Annotated in this window: 12 protein-coding genes; 8 read left to right on the forward strand and 4 right to left on the reverse strand. The window is 63.4% G+C overall.

Going from position 1 to position 15,362, the window contains the following annotated elements; translation table 11 throughout:
- Positions 1-48: 48 nt before the first annotated feature.
- Entirely contained in the window at positions 49-1,482 is a 1,434-nt protein-coding gene (locus C2U30_RS03635) for a glycoside hydrolase family 1 protein (protein ID WP_010674614.1), read from the reverse strand.
- Positions 1,483-1,645: 163 nt separating this feature from the next.
- On the opposite strand from C2U30_RS03635, the gene C2U30_RS03640 reads away from it, so the two are divergent.
- Together C2U30_RS03640 and C2U30_RS03645 are read left to right on the forward strand one after the other, a co-directional pair.
- Positions 1,646-2,563, forward strand: a complete 918-nt coding sequence (locus tag C2U30_RS03640) for a LysR family transcriptional regulator (RefSeq protein ID WP_103243186.1) — start codon at positions 1,646-1,648, stop codon at positions 2,561-2,563.
- Between the two features lie 101 nt (positions 2,564-2,664).
- A complete protein-coding gene (locus C2U30_RS03645; RefSeq protein ID WP_103243187.1) occupies positions 2,665-4,239 on the forward strand; it encodes a sensor domain-containing diguanylate cyclase in 1,575 nt (524 codons plus the stop codon).
- A gap of 82 nt (positions 4,240-4,321) precedes the next feature.
- Here C2U30_RS03645 and C2U30_RS03650 read toward each other — a convergent pair whose 3' ends face one another.
- Both C2U30_RS03650 and fdhD read right to left on the reverse strand, forming a co-directional pair.
- Entirely contained in the window at positions 4,322-6,619 is a 2,298-nt protein-coding gene (locus C2U30_RS03650; protein WP_103243188.1) for an FdhF/YdeP family oxidoreductase, read from the reverse strand.
- On the reverse strand, positions 6,603-7,388 hold the full coding sequence (fdhD, locus tag C2U30_RS03655; RefSeq protein ID WP_045524794.1) for a formate dehydrogenase accessory sulfurtransferase FdhD: 786 nt from the start codon (positions 7,386-7,388) through the stop codon (positions 6,603-6,605). Before fdhD ends, C2U30_RS03650 begins: the two co-directional genes overlap by 17 nt.
- 160 nt (positions 7,389-7,548) lie before the next feature.
- Between fdhD and C2U30_RS03660 the strand changes: the two genes are divergently transcribed.
- Complete coding sequence (locus C2U30_RS03660; protein WP_010674609.1) at positions 7,549-8,427, forward strand: LysR family transcriptional regulator; 879 nt, start codon at positions 7,549-7,551, stop codon at positions 8,425-8,427.
- Positions 8,428-8,489: 62 nt separating this feature from the next.
- On the opposite strand, the gene C2U30_RS03665 is transcribed toward C2U30_RS03660, so the two are convergent.
- Positions 8,490-9,341, reverse strand: coding sequence for a type 1 glutamine amidotransferase domain-containing protein (locus C2U30_RS03665; protein WP_045524933.1), 852 nt, complete (start codon positions 9,339-9,341; stop codon positions 8,490-8,492).
- 129 nt (positions 9,342-9,470) lie between these two features.
- On the opposite strand from C2U30_RS03665, the gene C2U30_RS03670 reads away from it, so the two are divergent.
- The 5 genes from C2U30_RS03670 (at position 9,471) to yjfF (ending at position 15,282) form a co-directional block, all read left to right on the forward strand.
- On the forward strand, positions 9,471-10,424 hold the full coding sequence (locus C2U30_RS03670; RefSeq protein ID WP_103243189.1) for a LysR family transcriptional regulator: 954 nt from the start codon (positions 9,471-9,473) through the stop codon (positions 10,422-10,424).
- Positions 10,425-10,707: 283 nt separating this feature from the next.
- Complete coding sequence (gene ytfQ / locus C2U30_RS03675; RefSeq protein WP_103243190.1) at positions 10,708-11,667, forward strand: galactofuranose ABC transporter, galactofuranose-binding protein YtfQ; 960 nt, start codon at positions 10,708-10,710, stop codon at positions 11,665-11,667.
- Positions 11,668-11,752: 85 nt separating this feature from the next.
- Entirely contained in the window at positions 11,753-13,261 is a 1,509-nt protein-coding gene (locus tag C2U30_RS03680) for a sugar ABC transporter ATP-binding protein (RefSeq protein ID WP_103244641.1), read from the forward strand.
- 1 nt (position 13,262) lies between these two features.
- A complete protein-coding gene (gene ytfT, locus C2U30_RS03685; protein WP_103243191.1) occupies positions 13,263-14,282 on the forward strand; it encodes a galactofuranose ABC transporter, ATP-binding protein YtfT in 1,020 nt (339 codons plus the stop codon).
- A complete protein-coding gene (gene yjfF, locus C2U30_RS03690; RefSeq protein WP_045524791.1) occupies positions 14,275-15,282 on the forward strand; it encodes a galactofuranose ABC transporter, permease protein YjfF in 1,008 nt (335 codons plus the stop codon). Before ytfT ends, yjfF begins: the two co-directional genes overlap by 8 nt.
- The last annotated feature ends 80 nt before the right edge of the window (positions 15,283-15,362 follow it).

Below are 15,362 nucleotides of genomic sequence, written 5' to 3' on the forward strand. Positions count from 1 at the left end.
AGGGGGCCTTCCGGCATTGGGCAGACGAGGGGCGGCACACCGGGCCCGTTACAGGGTCTTGCCACCGCTTGCAATGACCTGGCTGTACCAGTGGAAGCTCTCTTTCTTGATGCGACGAAGAGACCCTCCCTGCTCGTCCCTGTCCACGTAGACAAAGCCGTAGCGCTTCTGGTAGCCGTTGAGCCAGCTCAGGATGTCGGTGAAGGACCAGGCGCAATATCCAATCAGCTCGACCCCGTCCTGCATCGCCTCCTGGCACGCCTTGAGGTGGCTGTGCAGATAGGCGATACGGTAGTCGTCGTTCACCCTGTCCCCGGCTTCCAGCTTGTCGAACTCCCCCAGGCCGTTCTCGGTGATCATCAGCGGCAGGGCGTAGCGGGAGGAGAGCCGACGCAGGGCGATGCGCATCCCGGTGGGATCGATGGCCCAGTCCCAGTTGCTGGTCTCAAGGTGCGGATTGGGGGCCGTCTTGTAGAGGCCGGGAATGCCGCTGGAGGGCGTAGTGCCCTTCTTGCCCGTGGTGTTGATGCGCTGCATCGTCTGGCCGCCGAGGGGGTTGTCGGTGAAGGTCAGGGTGTAGTAGTAGTTGACCCCGATGTAGTCGGGGGTGCCTTCGCGCAAGAGCTCGAGATCGCCCGGCAGGATCTCCGGCGCCTCGCCGGTCTCCCGCAGATAGGCGAGCGCCGCCTGGGGGTAACGGCCGAAGCAGTAGGCATCCAGCCACCAGAGGTTGGTGAACTCCTCGGCATTCTCGAACGCCAGCATGTCGCTCGGGGCGCAGGAGGCCGGATAGGCGGGGGAGTATGCAAAGCTCGGCCCGATCAGGCCGTTTGGCACGTGCTGGCGAAACGCCTTGATGACCCGGGCATTGGCGAGAAACGCGATGTGGTTGGCGGCGAAGAAACGCTTCCTGTCCTGCACGGCGGGAGGATGGGTGCCAAGCTGGTAGGCGTTGGTCAGGTTGTAGTTCTGCTCGTTGAGCGACACCCAGTACTTCACCTTGCCGGCGAAGCGCTGATAGAGAGTCACGCAATAGCGCTCGAAGTCGTCGATGATGCGCCTGTCTTCCCAGCCGCCGTACTCATCCTGCAGGGCCTGGGGGAGATCCCAGTGATAGAGGGTCAGCACCGGCTCGATGCCGTGGGCCAGCAGGGCGTCGATGAGCCTGTCGTAGAAGGCGAGCCCCGCCTCGTTCACCTCGCCACGCCCCGTCGGGTAGATGCGCGGCCAGCTCACCGAGAAGCGATAGGCCTTGAGCCCCATCTCGGCCATCAGCGCCACGTCCTCTTCCACCCTGTGGTAGTGATCCACCGCCACGTCTCCGTTGCTCCCTTCAAAGGTCTTGCCCGGCAATTTGGTAAAGCTGTCCCATACCGAGGGGCCCTTGCCCTCCTCGTTCCAGGCCCCTTCCACCTGATAGGCGGCGGAGGCGGCGCCCCAGAGGAAACCGTTCGGGAAGTCGTTGAACTTGTGATGATGCATCTGGTGTTGCTCCTTCTGCGCGGATGGCGGGGGCCATCCCGTGATACGTCGACCCCGTACAGGGGCCCGAAATGAGTTGGCACCAGCATCCAACACTTCTAGAATTCCGTCCAATGACAAATATGGCCACCTATCATTCCTATCTGGAATCAAGCGAGGCACCATGGAGTTGAGAGACCTGAAAGCCTTCGTCACCCTGGGGGAGGTATTGCACTTTGGTCAGGCGGCGGCGCGCCAGCACGTCACCCAGTCGGCCCTGAGCAAGCAGATCCGCCGGCTGGAGGCGGACCTTGGCGGCGAGCTGTTCGAGCGCAACGCCGGCAGCACCCGGCTGACGGTGCTCGGGCGCGCCCTCTACGCCGACGCCTGCACCCTGGTGGCCCAGAGCGAGCAGCTCGCCCGCAGCGCCCGCGACGTGCTGGCGGGCCACGCGGGTACCCTGCGCATCGGCTTCGGGGTCGCCACCAAGCTGCTGGTGCCCGCCGCCATCGCCCGCTTTCGGGCCAGCCGCCCCGGGGTCGCCATCGAGCTCAACGATCTCTCCACCCATCACCAGTTGCTGGCACTGGCGGAGGGTCGCCTGGATCTTGGCTTCTGCCGCCTGCCCGCACCCAAGGGCTGGCCGGTGCTGCCCGTGGTGCGCGCCCATTTCGTCGCCGTGCTGCCCGCAGGCTATCAGGGGGTGGCAGGGCTCGCCGATCTGCAGGAGAAGCCGCTCGCCATCCTGCGCCGGGACAAGGCCCCCTCTTTTTACGATCAGTTCATCCATTACCTCGCCCAGAGCGGCCTGCGCTTTCAGGACATCCAGTACGTGAACGACTTCGCTGCCGGCATCGCCACCGCGGCGGCCGGCATCGCCTGGACCCTGGTCCCCTCCTCCACCACCATTGAGCATCCCGATGTGCTGACCCTGCCCCTCGGGGAGGCCGACGCGAGCTGGATCATCGGGCTCATTCGCCCGCCGGGCAACGACAATCCCCTCGTCGCCCCCTTCTGGCAGACGGTGGCGGAGCTGGCGGATCCCGCCCTCACCGGCCTCATGACGGCAGGGGACGGGGCTCCCACCTGGGACACCCCATGAAAGGGAACCATTCGAGAATCACATTAACGATGGCATTGGGCGGACACCCCCCTTAAAATTGCCGCACTGCCCCGATGCCACGACAAGGATCCGTTTCGTTCATGCACTCTCACTGGCTGCTGAGGTTTGATCTGCATCGCCTCATCCTTGCGCTGGCCGTCATCGGCGTGCTGGCTACCTTTGGCAACAGCTTTTACGCCATCTATCAGGCACAAAGACAACTGCTCATCGACAGCACCCTGGAGGCAAACCGGGTCTATGCCACCAAGCTCGCCGCCTCCACCGAGACCATGCTGCGCTCGGCCCAGGGACAGCTGGCCTATGGCGCGGCCCGGCTCGCCCCCTTGCTGCAGGACAACGACCTCCATGGACTCGAGGAGGTGGCAGGCCAGTTGCGCCAGCAGACCAACACCTTCAACTCGGTGGCCATCGTGAACACCGATTCCGTCATCGTCGCCGTCTCTCCCGAGGCATTGCATGTGAAAGGGGTCAAGCTCACCTCGGCCAATGCGAGCCGGACCCTGGCAAGCCAGCAGCCCCTCATCGCGGATCCTCTGGTCTCCCTCACTGGCAACTACCTCATCAGCCTCTCCCACCCCATCTTCTCGGCAGACAAACGCTACCTCGGCTATGTTGCCGGCACCATCTATCTGGAGTCCGCCAGCGTGCTCTCCAGCCTGCTGGGGCAGCACTACTACCAGGATGGTTCTTATCTTTATGTGGTGGACCGCCAGCGCACCCTCATCTATCACCCGAACCCGGAGCGCATCGGCCAGAGGATTGGCAAGAACCGGGTGGTGGATGCGGTGCTCAAGGGGCAGGATGGCGCGCAAAGCGTGCTCAACTCCCGGGGCAGCGAGATGCTGGCAGGCTTTGCCCCGGTGGCGGACGCAGGCTGGGGGATAGTGGCCCAGCGCCCCCGCAGCGCCACCCTGGCCGGCCTGGATGAACAGATGCTGGAGATCCTCAAGGGGATGATCCCGGTCACCCTCTTCATTCTCTTCGTCATCTGGCTCTCGGCCACCATCATCGCCAGACCCCTGCGACAACTGGCCAACCGGGCCGGACTCATGGATCAGCAAGGGGCCGCCACCAGCATCTCGGGGATCCGCGCCTGGTATTTCGAAGCGGCCCAGTTGAAGCAGGCCATCCTCAAGGGGCTGGGGCTGCTCAACACCAAGATCGACAAACTGCACACCGACAGCCACACCGACCCCATGACGGGCCTGTTCAACCGCCGGGCCATGCAGCAGATGCTGGACGAGTACGAGGTCGAGCGTCAGCCCCTGACGGTGATTGCCCTGGACATCGATCACTTCAAGGCCATCAACGACCGCTTCGGTCACGACGTGGGGGATGCCGTCATCGTCTCCCTCGCCACCCTGATGCAGCAGGATCTGCGTTCCGATGCCGCCTTGTGTCGAAGCGGCGGCGAAGAGTTCCTGCTGCTGCTGCCCGGGGTCTCCCTTGCACAGGCGCAGAAGATCGCCGAGCGCCTGCGTACCCGGGTGGCGAGCCACGACATGGAGGTAGCAGGCCACATCACCATCTCCCTCGGCGTCGCCCACTGGGGAGCGGATGCCACCAGCATCGCCGCCGTGCTCAAGGAGGCGGACAAGGCGCTCTATGATGCCAAGAGCCAGGGCCGAAACTGCGTGGTGGTGGCCCTGGGCTGATCGGCCCAGGCTTTGCCGGACACCGTTCGGCCATAAAAAACCCCTGCCATGGCAGGGGTCGGACGGTATCCATGTCAGGAGATCAGAGCGTGACAGCCAGGCTCTCGACCGAGGCGGCGCTCGGGGTCACCAGTACGGGCACCGATTTGGAGGTGGGGGTGAAAGAGCCCTCCCCTATGCTCTCGATGGCCACCAGGGGGTTGGTCTCCGGGTAGTAGGCGGCGATGTTGCCTTTCGGGATCTCGTAGAAGATGACGCTAAAGCCCCGCACCACCCGCTCGCGCCCGTCGTTGCACACCGCACTCATGTCCACCCGCTGCTCCTCGGCGAGCCCCAGCCTCCTGGCATCCTCCTCGTTCATGAAGACCACGTTGCGTCGCCCCTTGATGCCGCGATAGCGGTCATCCATGCCATAGATGGTGGTGTTGTACTGATCGTGGGAGCGCAGGCTCTGAAGCAGCAGCACGGGCTGGTCCACCATCTGCTCCGCGTGGCTGGTGCACTCGGGCAGGATGGAGTCCGGCAAACGGCTCGCCCTGAATTCGGCGCGCCCGCTCGCGGTGTTCCAGCGCAGCAGGGCGGCGCTGTTCTCCAGATGGAAACCGCAGGGCTCCTCGATGCGGCGGTTGAAGTCGCCAAAGCCCGCGATGGTCTCCTCGATGAGATCCCGCAGCAGCCCGTAGTCATCCCGCAGCGCCAACCAGTCCACCCGATCGCTGCCAAGCGTTGCCTCGGCCATGCGGGCCACGATGTCTATCTCGGAGAGACAGAGCGGCGAGACCGGCTCGTTCATCCCGGTGGAGGCGTGCACCATGCTGAAGGTGTCCTCCACGGTGATCTTCTGCACCCCGGAGCGCTGCTGATCGAGCTCGGTACGGCCCAGGCAGGGCAGGATCAGGGCATCTTTTGACACCATGAGGTGGCTGCGGTTGAGCTTGGTGCTGATCTGCACGTTGAGCTCGCTCCTTCGCATCGCTTCATAGGTGAACTCGGTATCCGGCGCGGCGGCTGCCAGGTTGCCCCCAAGGCAGATGAGCACCTTGCTCTTGCCGCCATGAAGGGCTTTAAGGGCCTCGTAGACGTTGTGCCCCGGCGTGCGCTTGAAGCCCACCGGGAAGCGGCGCTCCAGGCGATCGAGGAAGGCGGCATTGGGTTTCTCGTTGATCCCCATGGTGCGGTTGCCCTGCACGTTGCTGTGACCGCGCACCGGACAGAGTCCGGCCCCCGGCTTGCCAATCTGGCCGCACATCAGGTGCAGGTTGACGATTTCGCGAATGGTGTCGACCGAATGCTTGTGCTGGGTGATCCCCATGGCCCAGCAGCTGATCACGCTCTCGCTGCTTGCGAAGATCTGCGCCGCCCGGGTGATCGCCTCCCGACCGAGACCGGATTGCGCCTCGATCTGCGTCCACTCCGTGGCCTTCACCTGGGCCACATACTGATCAAACTGCGTCGTATGCTGCTCGATAAAGGCGAGATCGATGCGCCCCCCCTCCTCTTCCAGGATGTATTTCGCCATGCCGCGAATGGCCGCCATGTCACCGCCAAGTTTTGGCGTGAGGTACTGGTGGCTGATGGTGGTGGCCGCCGGGGTCAGTAGCTCCGCCGGGCTCTGGGGGCTCGCGAAGCGCTCGAGGGCCACCTCTTTGAGGTTGTTGAAGGTGACGATCTGGCACCCCTGGCGCGCCGCCTTGCGCAGGGCGTTCATCATGCGCGGGTGGTTGGTGCCCGGGTTCTGGCCAAAGACGAAGATGGCTTTGGCGGCGTCGAAATCATCGAGCACCACGGTGCCTTTGCCCACCCCGACGGACTGGATAAGCCCCACCCCGCTCGCCTCGTGGCACATGTTGGAGCAGTCGGGGAAGTTGTTGGTGCCATAGAGGCGGCCAAACAGCTGATAGAGGTAGGAGGCTTCGTTGCTGGCGCGTCCCGAGGTGTAGAACTCCACCTCGTCGGGGCTGGCCAGGCTCTTGAGTTTGTCGGCGATGAGGGCAAACGCCTGATCCCAGCTAACCGGCTCGTAGTGATCGGTGGCCGGGTTGTAGCGCAGGGGCTCGGTCAGTCGCCCCTGGTATTCGAGCCAGTAGTCGCTCTGGGTGGCGAGGCGACGCACCGAATGCTCGGCGAAGAAATCGGCCCCCACCGTCTTGCCGGTGGATTCCCAGGCCACCGCCTTGGCGCCGTTCTCGCAAAACTGGAAGGCCCCCTGCTTGTTGTCACCCCAGGCGCAGCCGGGGCAGTCAAAGCCGTCGGTCTGGTTGACCCGCAGCAGGTTCTTGATGTTCTGGCGGGTCTTCTGGCTGCGCAGCACCTGCTTGAAGGTGGACTGCAGGGAGGAAAAGCCGCCGGCCTTGGCCGGTTTCTCAATATGACTGGACATGGGAGTCTCCAACGTGATCCTGGGCGCGGGGGCTGGCATAGCAGACCGGGGCATCGGATCGGGGCACATGGATCAGGGTCAGGTTGTACTTCAGGGCCAGTCGCACCGCGAGCTGACTGGGGGAAGCAAGGCTGATGAGGTGAGCGGCGCCAAATTGTACCGCCTTGTGAATGAGTTCGCTGCCGCAGCGACTGGTGATGACCAGGGTGGCAGCCTGCACCGGCTGGCGCAGCTGCATGCCGATGAGCTTGTCCAGGGCGTTGTGCCGCCCTATGTCCTCCCGGCAGGCCAGGATCTCGCCGCGATCATCCAGCGCCAGGGCGGCATGAAGGGCACCGCTCTGGCGGGCCTTGCTCTGCCAGGGGACGATGCGCTCCCGCAGATCCTGCAAAGAGGCGGTGTCGAAGGGGGCGCCCGGGGTCAGCGGGGTGAGCACGGGCAACGCATGTTCGATGGCCTCCACCCCGCAGATGCCACAGCCGCTGGCACCGGCCAGGCGGCGCTTGCGCTGGCCAAGCACTGCCAGACAGCGGTTGGCGATGGTGACATCGAGCACGATGCCGTGCTCGGACGGGGTGCTCTGGATATCGTGCACATCGTGGTTGCCCCCGATGATCCCCTCGCCAAACAGAAAACCGATGGCGAAATCGTCGAGATCGTCCGGGGTGGCCATCATGACGGCATGGTTGATGCCGTTGATGTTGACGGACACGGCCACCTCCTCCACCAGCTCATCCAGACTGGGCAACCGTGAATTGAAAGGGATCATGCGAGACGCTTATAAGCTGTATTCGGGCCTCAAGTTTAGATAAGCCGCCGCGCCAAAACCAATGAAACAAATCTATTCACCAATAGATAACTTCTATTGCCATCGGGATGTCGATTGATTAACTTTGTCAGCCATCCTCCACGTCAAACGCCCCTCTTCGATGAATATCAAGCAGTTGCACTATTTCTACGAGCTGGCCCAGCACCGTCACTTCGCCAAGGCGGCCAAGGCTTGCTTCATCACCCAGCCGACCCTGTCGGCCAGCATCACCGCTCTGGAGAAGTCACTTGGCACCGAACTGGTGGTGCGCAACAGCCAGTTCGTAGCCCTGACCCAGGCGGGGGAAGTGGTGCTGCACCACGCCGAGCGGATGCTTCAGGAGCAGGATGCCATGCGCCAGGAGCTCAGCCTCTTTCGGGGCGGGCTGTCGGGTGCGCTGCGCATCGGCGTCGTGCCCCAGTCGAGCATCGACATCATGCCGCTGCTCAAGGGGTTCAATGACGCCTACCCCAAGGTGGGCCTGCACCTCTGCGTGATGACCCATGCCACCCTGATGGAGCAGCTGGATCTGCATCGCATCGACATCGGGCTCGGCTTTGACGAGTTGCTCACCGAGCATCAGCGCCGGGCCCTCGACGTCCAGCTTCGCCACCCCAACCCCATGGCCCTGCTGGGCCCCCTGCCTGCCCACTGCGCCCCGACCGGGCCGCTGACCCTGGCGGACCTGCAAGATCTCCCCCTGATCCTGCCAAGCACCACCATGCAGTTTCGCCGCTACCTGGACGAGGCCGCCGCCCGCCAGCAGATCAGCCTGCGGGTGGTGCTGGAGACCGACTCCCTGTTCCACCTGGTCAACGGGGTGAGTCACGGCCTGGGCTGCGCCGTGGTCAGCGCCGGCATCGCCGCCACCGCCCAGCAGCTCTTCAAGCTGCCCTGCCATCACTTGAGCGATGCGAGCGCAGGCACCATCGCCTTCATCACCCGAAAACACAGTGTCACCCCCGCCATGAAGGCGTTTCTCGCCAAGGCTGGGGCATGAAAAAGGCAGCCCATGGGGGCTGCCTGCACTGATCAAGGGGGGAACTTGCGCCTCTCCTGGCGTCAGCCTGCCCCTTGCTGTTTGTCCAGCGCCGCGATGAAGGCGCTCGCCAGAGCGTGATCGGAGAAGGGATTCTGGCCTGTGATGAGCTCGCGATCGATCACAACGCCAGGCTGCCAGGGTGCCACGAACTGCATGCTGCCACCGGCCTGGGCCATGGCCTTCGCCGGGTAGTAGCGCAGCGTGTCACCCCCAAGGGAGCCTTCAAACACCGCCTCTTCCTTGTCGGAGAAGATGGTCATCCTGTAACCGTCGTAGATCCACTCTCTGGCGCCGTCCGCCTTGCCCGCAATGACCGACTGCTCGAACCCGGCCGGATCCGCCTGCGCCGCCAGCAGCGCGATGGGGCCGTGGCAGATGGCGGCCGTGGGTTTGTGGTTGTCATGGAAGTGGCGAAGCAGGGTCCCCACCTCGGGATCCTTGGCAAGATCGATGAGGGGCGCGTGGCCGCCGGGAATGAAGAGGCCGGCATAGCGCTCGGGACCGGATGCCAGCACCTCCCTCAGGGAGAGCACCTTGCCGGCGCCAAGCAGCCCCTCCACGACGGCGCCGATTCGCACCATCTCCTGCGGGTTGCCGCCAAAGTACTGGGGATCGACGGAGTGTTTGTCGACAACGGGCCGGTTCCCTCTCGGGGTCACCGGGGTCAGGGTATAACCGGCCTCCAGCAGGGCGGCGGCAGGCACCCCCAGTTCATTCTGGTAGAAGCCGGTGGTCAGGCTCTTGCCCCCTTGCAGCGGCAGTTCGGTCTCGCTCGAGAGCAGCACCAGGATCTCGCCTTTCGGGGCGGCGCTGGCCGCAGCGGAGGTCGCCAGCAGCAGTGAGGCCAGCACGGCCTTGAGGGTGTTCTTCATCGTGATCTTCCTTTTGATGGCAGTGATCGATCGGGCGGCCACAGGGCCGCCCGCGATGAGCAATTTACTGATTACCCAAGGATGAATAAACTCACACCATTGAACTTGATTATTTACATGGATGAACATATGTCCCGTGCCTTCGACCCCGTCCAGCTCGGCACCATAGAGCTCTTTTGCAAGGCAGCCGAACTTGGCAGCTTTACCGCTACGGCTCAGGTACTGGGGGTAACGCCCGCCTCGGTGAGCCGCTCCATCCAGCGTCTCGAGGCCAGGCTCGGCGTCAAACTCTTCCATCGCACCACCCGCAGCGTGCGCCTCACCCATGACGGGGAGCTCTATCGGGAGCAGTGCCAGCAGGCGCTCGAGCAGATCGCCGAGGCCGAGCGGGCCATCACCGGCCGCCAGCGCCACCCCAGAGGAGTGCTGCGCATCAGCGTGGGCACCGTCTATGCCCACCACCGTCTGGTGCCCCTGCTGCCGGGCTTCATGGCGGCCTATCCCGAGGTCGAGCTGGAGCTCAATGTCTCCAACAGGAACATCGACTTCGTGGAGGATGGTTACGATCTGGCCATCCGGCTGGGGGAGCCGCGCGATGGGCGGATCATCACTCGCAAGCTAGAGGATGCCAGCCTCGGGGTCTTCTGCGCCCCCGATTATGTCGCCCGCCGCCCCGCGCCAACCTCCCTGGAAATGCTGTCGCAACATGATCTGATCCAGTTCATCACCCCGAGCACGGGTCGCCCCTTCCCCTGGCAGTTTGTGGATGAGCAGGGATCCCCTGTCGATCTCCATGTGCACAGCCGCCAGCGGGTGCTGGACGACGTGCTGGCGGGCCTGGGCTGGGCGGTGGCAGGGGGCGGCCTGTTCCAGATCTACCATTTCGTGGCGGCCGAGGCGCTGTTGCAAGGCAAGCTGATCGAGGTGATGACCCCCTTTGCGGGGCGATCCCGCCCCTTCTACGCCCTCTATCCACAGCACCGTCACCTCTCGGCCCGGGTCCGGGCCTTCGTGGATTATCTGCTGGCAGCGGTGCGCCCAGAGGGGTCGCCTGTGCCAGGGGCATATCCCCCTCTTCGTTGACGAGGGCCCCTCATCTGCGTGCCTGCGCCCCCGATACCGGGGGCAAAAAGCAGGTGGCACTCTGGACACAATGGTTGCCTAATTAAATAAATATGCATAAAAATCAATACAGGCAGGGCTCGATATATGAACTCTTCTGCTGTTTGTATGAAGCATCGTGCTGCTGAAAATTTTCTGTGAGCCACCTCCCGCCGTTTAATTCAAGAGCCTATAACCTTGACCCGTACAATAAAAACCTGACGTGTTCCGGTTTATTTCACCATGCATCACAAAGGAGTGTCATATGTATAAAAAAGTGAAACTGGCGAGCATTATCAGCACCCTTATTCTCTCGGCCACTGCATATTCTGCAGAGATGACCGTGGGCTTCTCGCAAATTGGTTCTGAATCCGGGTGGCGAGCTGCAGAAACATCGGTCGCCAAGAGCGAAGCCCAAAAACGCGGCATCATCCTGAAAATTGCCGATGCCCAGCAGAAACAGGAGAACCAGATCAAGGCCATTCGCTCCTTTATTGCCCAGGGGGTGGATGCCATTTTTATTGCCCCCGTGGTACAGACTGGCTGGGAGCCGGTATTGCAGGAGGCGAAAGAGGCCGAGATCCCGGTCTTCCTGCTGGATCGCAATATCACGGTAAAAGATGACGGTCTCTTCATGACCGGGGTCGCCGCCGATAGCGTCCACGAAGGGGAAGTGGCAGCCCAGTGGCTCATCAAGCAGCAGGATGGCAAACCGTGCAACGTGGTGGAATTGCAGGGCACGGTGGGTGCCAGCGTGGCGCTGGATCGCAAGAAGGGCTTCCTCGACACCGTCGCGGCCGTGCCCACCATCAAGATCATCCGCACCCAGTCCGGCGACTTCACCCGCAGCAAAGGCAAGGAGGTGATGGAGAGCTTCATCAAGGCGGAAAATAGCGGCAAGAATATTTGCGCCGTCTACGCCCATAACGATGACATGGCCATCGGCGCCATCCAGGCCATTAAAGAGGCCGGGCTGAAACCGGGCAAGGATATCAAGATCATCTCCATCGATGGCGTGCCGGATATTTTCAAGGCGATGATCGCAGGCGAAGCCAATGCCTCGGTGGAGCTCACGCCGAATATGGCGGGACCGGCCTTCGATGCCCTGCTGGCCTATAAGAAATATGGCACCCTGCCCCCCAAACATATCAAGACGGAGTCCAAACTGTTTGAGCCCGGGAGTGCCGAGGCGCAGCTCGAGCTGAAAAAAGACATGGGTTATTAATCCCGCTCCCCCGCCAGACTGTCACATAGCGCGCCATATAAGTGATTGAACTTGTATGGCGCGCTATATCGGAGAGCCAATGTTCATGTCAGAGAACACTCACGATGTCGTATTAAATGCCCGCGGAATATGCAAGGCGTTTCCCGGAGTACGAGCCCTGCATCAGGTGGACTTCTCCCTGCGCCGGGGAGAGATCATGGCGCTGCTCGGCGAGAACGGGGCCGGCAAGTCCACGTTGATCAAGACCCTCACCGGTGTCTATCAGCGAGACGCCGGCCGTATCGAACTCGATGGCGCCCCCATCTCCCCCACGGACACCGCCCATGCCCAGCGTCTGGGGATAGGCACCGTCTATCAGGAGGTCAACCTGCTGCCGAACATGTCGGTGGCGGACAACCTCTTCATCGGCCATGAGCCCCGCCGTTTCGGCTTCATCGACCGGGGCGCCATGACCCGGCAGGCCAGCGCCATCATGGCCAGCCACGGCTTCGAGATGGATGTCACCCTGCCCCTCGACCACTACTCGGTCGCCATGCAGCAGATCGTGGCCATCGCCCGGGCGGTGTCACTCTCCGCCAGGATCCTGATCCTGGACGAGCCCACCGCGAGCCTGGATGCCAGCGAAGTCCAGATGCTCTTCTCCCTCATGACGCGCCTGCGGGATCAGGGGGTGAGCCTCATCTTCATCACCCATTTTCTCGATCAGGTCTACGCCATCAGCGATCGCATCACAGTGCTGCGCAACGGCGAGCTGGTCGGCACCCGCGACACCCAGGCACTGCCACAACTGGAGCTGGTCAAGATGATGCTGGGACGCGAGCTGGACGACAATGCCCTCAAGCGGGCGGGCAAGACACTGCGCAGCAACCAGCCCATGGTGTCGTTCAGGGACTATGGCAAGCGGGGAGTCATCGCCCCCTTCAGTCTCGACGTCATGCCCGGGGAGATAGTGGGCCTCGCCGGCCTGCTCGGGTCCGGTCGTACCGAGATCGCCGAGCTGATGTTCGGCATAGTGCCGAGCGACAGCGGCGAGTGCCGGGTGCGGGACAAACCGGTGACCATCCGCTCTGCACGCCAGGCGGCCGCCAACGGCTTTGGTTTCTGCCCGGAGGATCGCAAGAGCGCCGGCATCATCGCCTCGGCCTCGGTGCGGGAGAACATGGTGCTGGCCCTGCAGGCCCAGCGGGGCTGGTTGCATCCCCTGTCTCGCAAGGAACAGGACGAGATCACCGCTCGCCTCATCGAGCAGTTGGCCATCAAGACCCCGGGACCGGAGCAGCCCATCCAGTTTCTCTCCGGGGGCAACCAGCAAAAGGTGCTGCTCGCCCGCTGGCTGCTCACCAAACCCCAGTTCCTGATCCTGGACGAGCCTACCCGGGGCATCGACGTGGGGGCCCACGCCGAGATCATCCGCCTCATCGAATCCCTCTGCGCCAACGGGCTGGCCCTGCTGGTCATCTCCTCCGAGCTCGAGGAGCTGGTGGGCTATGCCGATCGGGTGATCGTCCTTCGTGACAGAAAACAGGTGGCAGAGCTTGCGACGGACGCCCTGAGCGTCCCTGCCATCATGAACGCCATTGCATGTGAGGCCTGATATGACGTCATCCATTCTCCCCCTCGCCAAGGGGTCGCGCGCCCGCAGGGAGTGGCCCACGGGCTCGGCCCAGTGCGCCGCCCTGGTGTGCGTGCTGCTCATCAATGCCCTGGTCGCCGACAACTTCTTCGCCATCCACATCCAGGATGGGCGGCTGTTTGGCAGCCTCATCGACATCCTCAACCGCTGTGCCCCGGTGGCCCTGCTCTCCCTTGGCATGACGCTGGTGATCGCCACCGGCGGCATCGACCTGTCGGTGGGCGCCGTCATGGCCATCAGCGGGGCCACCATGGCCAGCCTGGCCACCGGCGGTCACAGCCTGCCGGTCATCTTCGCCGCCGTCATCGGGGTGGGCCTTCTGTGCGGCCTGTGGAACGGCCTGCTGGTGGCGGTGTTCAAGATCCAGCCCATCGTCGCCACCCTGATCCTCATGGTGGCGGGCCGGGGCATCGCCCAGCTCATCACCGAGGGGCAGATCATCACCTTCAACAACGACGCACTCGCCTGGATCGGCAGCGGCTCCCTCTTCTATCTGCCCACCCCGGTCATCATCACCCTGGGTATGGCGCTGCTGCTCTGGCTGCTGACCAAACGCACCGCCCTCGGCCTCTTCATCGAAGCGGTGGGGATCAACATCAAGGCCGCCAAGAACGCCGGGCTCAACACCCCCATGGTGGTGATCGCCACCTACCTGTTGAGCGGCATGATGGCCGCCGTCGCCGGCATGATAGTCGCCGCCGACATCCGGGGTGCCGATGCCAACAACGCCGGGCTCTGGCTCGAGATGGACGCCATTCTCGCGGTGGTGATAGGAGGCACCTCCCTGATGGGGGGGCGCTTCAACCTCGCCCTCTCCCTGGTCGGCATACTGATCATCCAGGGGGTGAACACCGGGATCCTGCTCTCCGGCTACCAGCCCCAGTGGAACCAGATCGTCAAGGCCCTGGTGGTGCTGGCGGTGCTGGTCATGCAATCACCGGCCCTCAACCACCTCTTCCAGCGAGGGACTCGCCATGTTTAAACGCAACCTCCCCCTGATGGTGACCATCATGGTCTTCGTGCTGGGCTATCTACTCTGCCTGGCCTCCTTCCCTGCCTTCATGTCCACCCGCATCATCTGCAACATCCTGACGGACAACGCGTTTCTGGGAATAGTGGCGGTGGGCATGACCTTCGTCATCCTCTCGGGGGGCATCGATCTGTCGGTGGGGGCCGTCATCGCCTTCACCGGCGTGCTGCTGGCAACCCTCATCGGGAAGCTGGGGGTCAGCCCCGTGCTGGCCATCCCTCTGGTGCTGGTGCTCGGAGCAGGCTTTGGCGCCCTCATGGGCTGGCTCATCGACACCCTGAAGATCCCCGCCTTCATCATCACCCTGGCGGGCATGTTCTTCCTGCGGGGGGCCAGTTTTCTCATCTCCGAGCAGTCCCTGCCCATCGATCACCCCAGCTTCACCTATCTGTCGAGCCTGTCGTGGAAGATACCGGGGGGTGGTCGCCTGAGCCTGCTGGCCCTCATCATGCTGGCGGTGGTGGTCTTCGGCATCCTGCTCGCCAACCGCACCCGCTTTGGCAACAACGTTTACGCCATCGGCGGCAACGCCACCTCGGCAGCCCTGATGGGGATCTCGGTGCGCCACACCACCATTCGCATCTACCTGCTCTCCACCACCCTGGCGACCCTGGCAGGCATCGTGTTCGCGCTCTATACCTCGGCAGGCTATCCGCTCGCCGCCGTCGGGGTGGAGCTCGATGCCATCGCCGCCGTGGTCATCGGCGGCACTCTGCTGAGCGGCGGGGTGGGCACCGTCTTCGGCTCCCTGTTCGGGGTGCTGATCCAGGGGTTGATCCAGACCTACATCAACTTCGACGGCACCCTCAGCTCCTGGTGGACCAAGATCATCATCGGCCTGCTGCTGTTCAGCTTCATCGCCCTGCAGCGCCTGCTGATCCTGGTCTCGGAGCACCGCAAGGCCAACAAGCCAGGTCCCTTCAAGCGCCAGGTTGCCGCCCAGCCCGAGTGAGGTATCAGCAAGACCCCGGTGGCAGAAGATAACGCGGGCAAGGCGCTCCCGTGCGCCCTCCCCGCCTGGTCATAGCTGGC

Origin of the sequence: Aeromonas sp. ASNIH5, assembly GCF_002902865.1 — a bacterium.
In the GTDB taxonomy this organism is placed as follows: Bacteria; Pseudomonadota; Gammaproteobacteria; order Enterobacterales; family Aeromonadaceae; genus Aeromonas; species Aeromonas caviae.

What these genes read in the sequence shown, in the direction of transcription:
- C2U30_RS03670 (WP_103243189.1), top strand. Translation starts at nt 9,471, where the DNA reads ATGTCCCGTGCCTTCGACCCCGTCCAGCTCGGCACCATAGAGCTCTTT.
- fdhD (WP_045524794.1), bottom strand. Translation starts at nt 7,388, where the DNA reads ATGATCCCTTTCAATTCACGGTTGCCCAGTCTGGATGAGCTGGTGGAG.
- C2U30_RS03650 (WP_103243188.1), bottom strand. Translation starts at nt 6,619, where the DNA reads ATGTCCAGTCATATTGAGAAACCGGCCAAGGCCGGCGGCTTTTCCTCC.
- C2U30_RS03640 (WP_103243186.1), top strand. Translation starts at nt 1,646, where the DNA reads ATGGAGTTGAGAGACCTGAAAGCCTTCGTCACCCTGGGGGAGGTATTG.
- ytfT (WP_103243191.1), top strand. Translation starts at nt 13,263, where the DNA reads ATGACGTCATCCATTCTCCCCCTCGCCAAGGGGTCGCGCGCCCGCAGG.
- C2U30_RS03665 (WP_045524933.1), bottom strand. Translation starts at nt 9,341, where the DNA reads ATGAAGAACACCCTCAAGGCCGTGCTGGCCTCACTGCTGCTGGCGACC.
- ytfQ (WP_103243190.1), top strand. Translation starts at nt 10,708, where the DNA reads ATGTATAAAAAAGTGAAACTGGCGAGCATTATCAGCACCCTTATTCTC.
- C2U30_RS03660 (WP_010674609.1), top strand. Translation starts at nt 7,549, where the DNA reads ATGAATATCAAGCAGTTGCACTATTTCTACGAGCTGGCCCAGCACCGT.
- yjfF (WP_045524791.1), top strand. Translation starts at nt 14,275, where the DNA reads ATGTTTAAACGCAACCTCCCCCTGATGGTGACCATCATGGTCTTCGTG.
- C2U30_RS03680 (WP_103244641.1), top strand. Translation starts at nt 11,753, where the DNA reads ATGTCAGAGAACACTCACGATGTCGTATTAAATGCCCGCGGAATATGC.
- C2U30_RS03645 (WP_103243187.1), top strand. Translation starts at nt 2,665, where the DNA reads ATGCACTCTCACTGGCTGCTGAGGTTTGATCTGCATCGCCTCATCCTT.
- C2U30_RS03635 (WP_010674614.1), bottom strand. Translation starts at nt 1,482, where the DNA reads ATGCATCATCACAAGTTCAACGACTTCCCGAACGGTTTCCTCTGGGGC.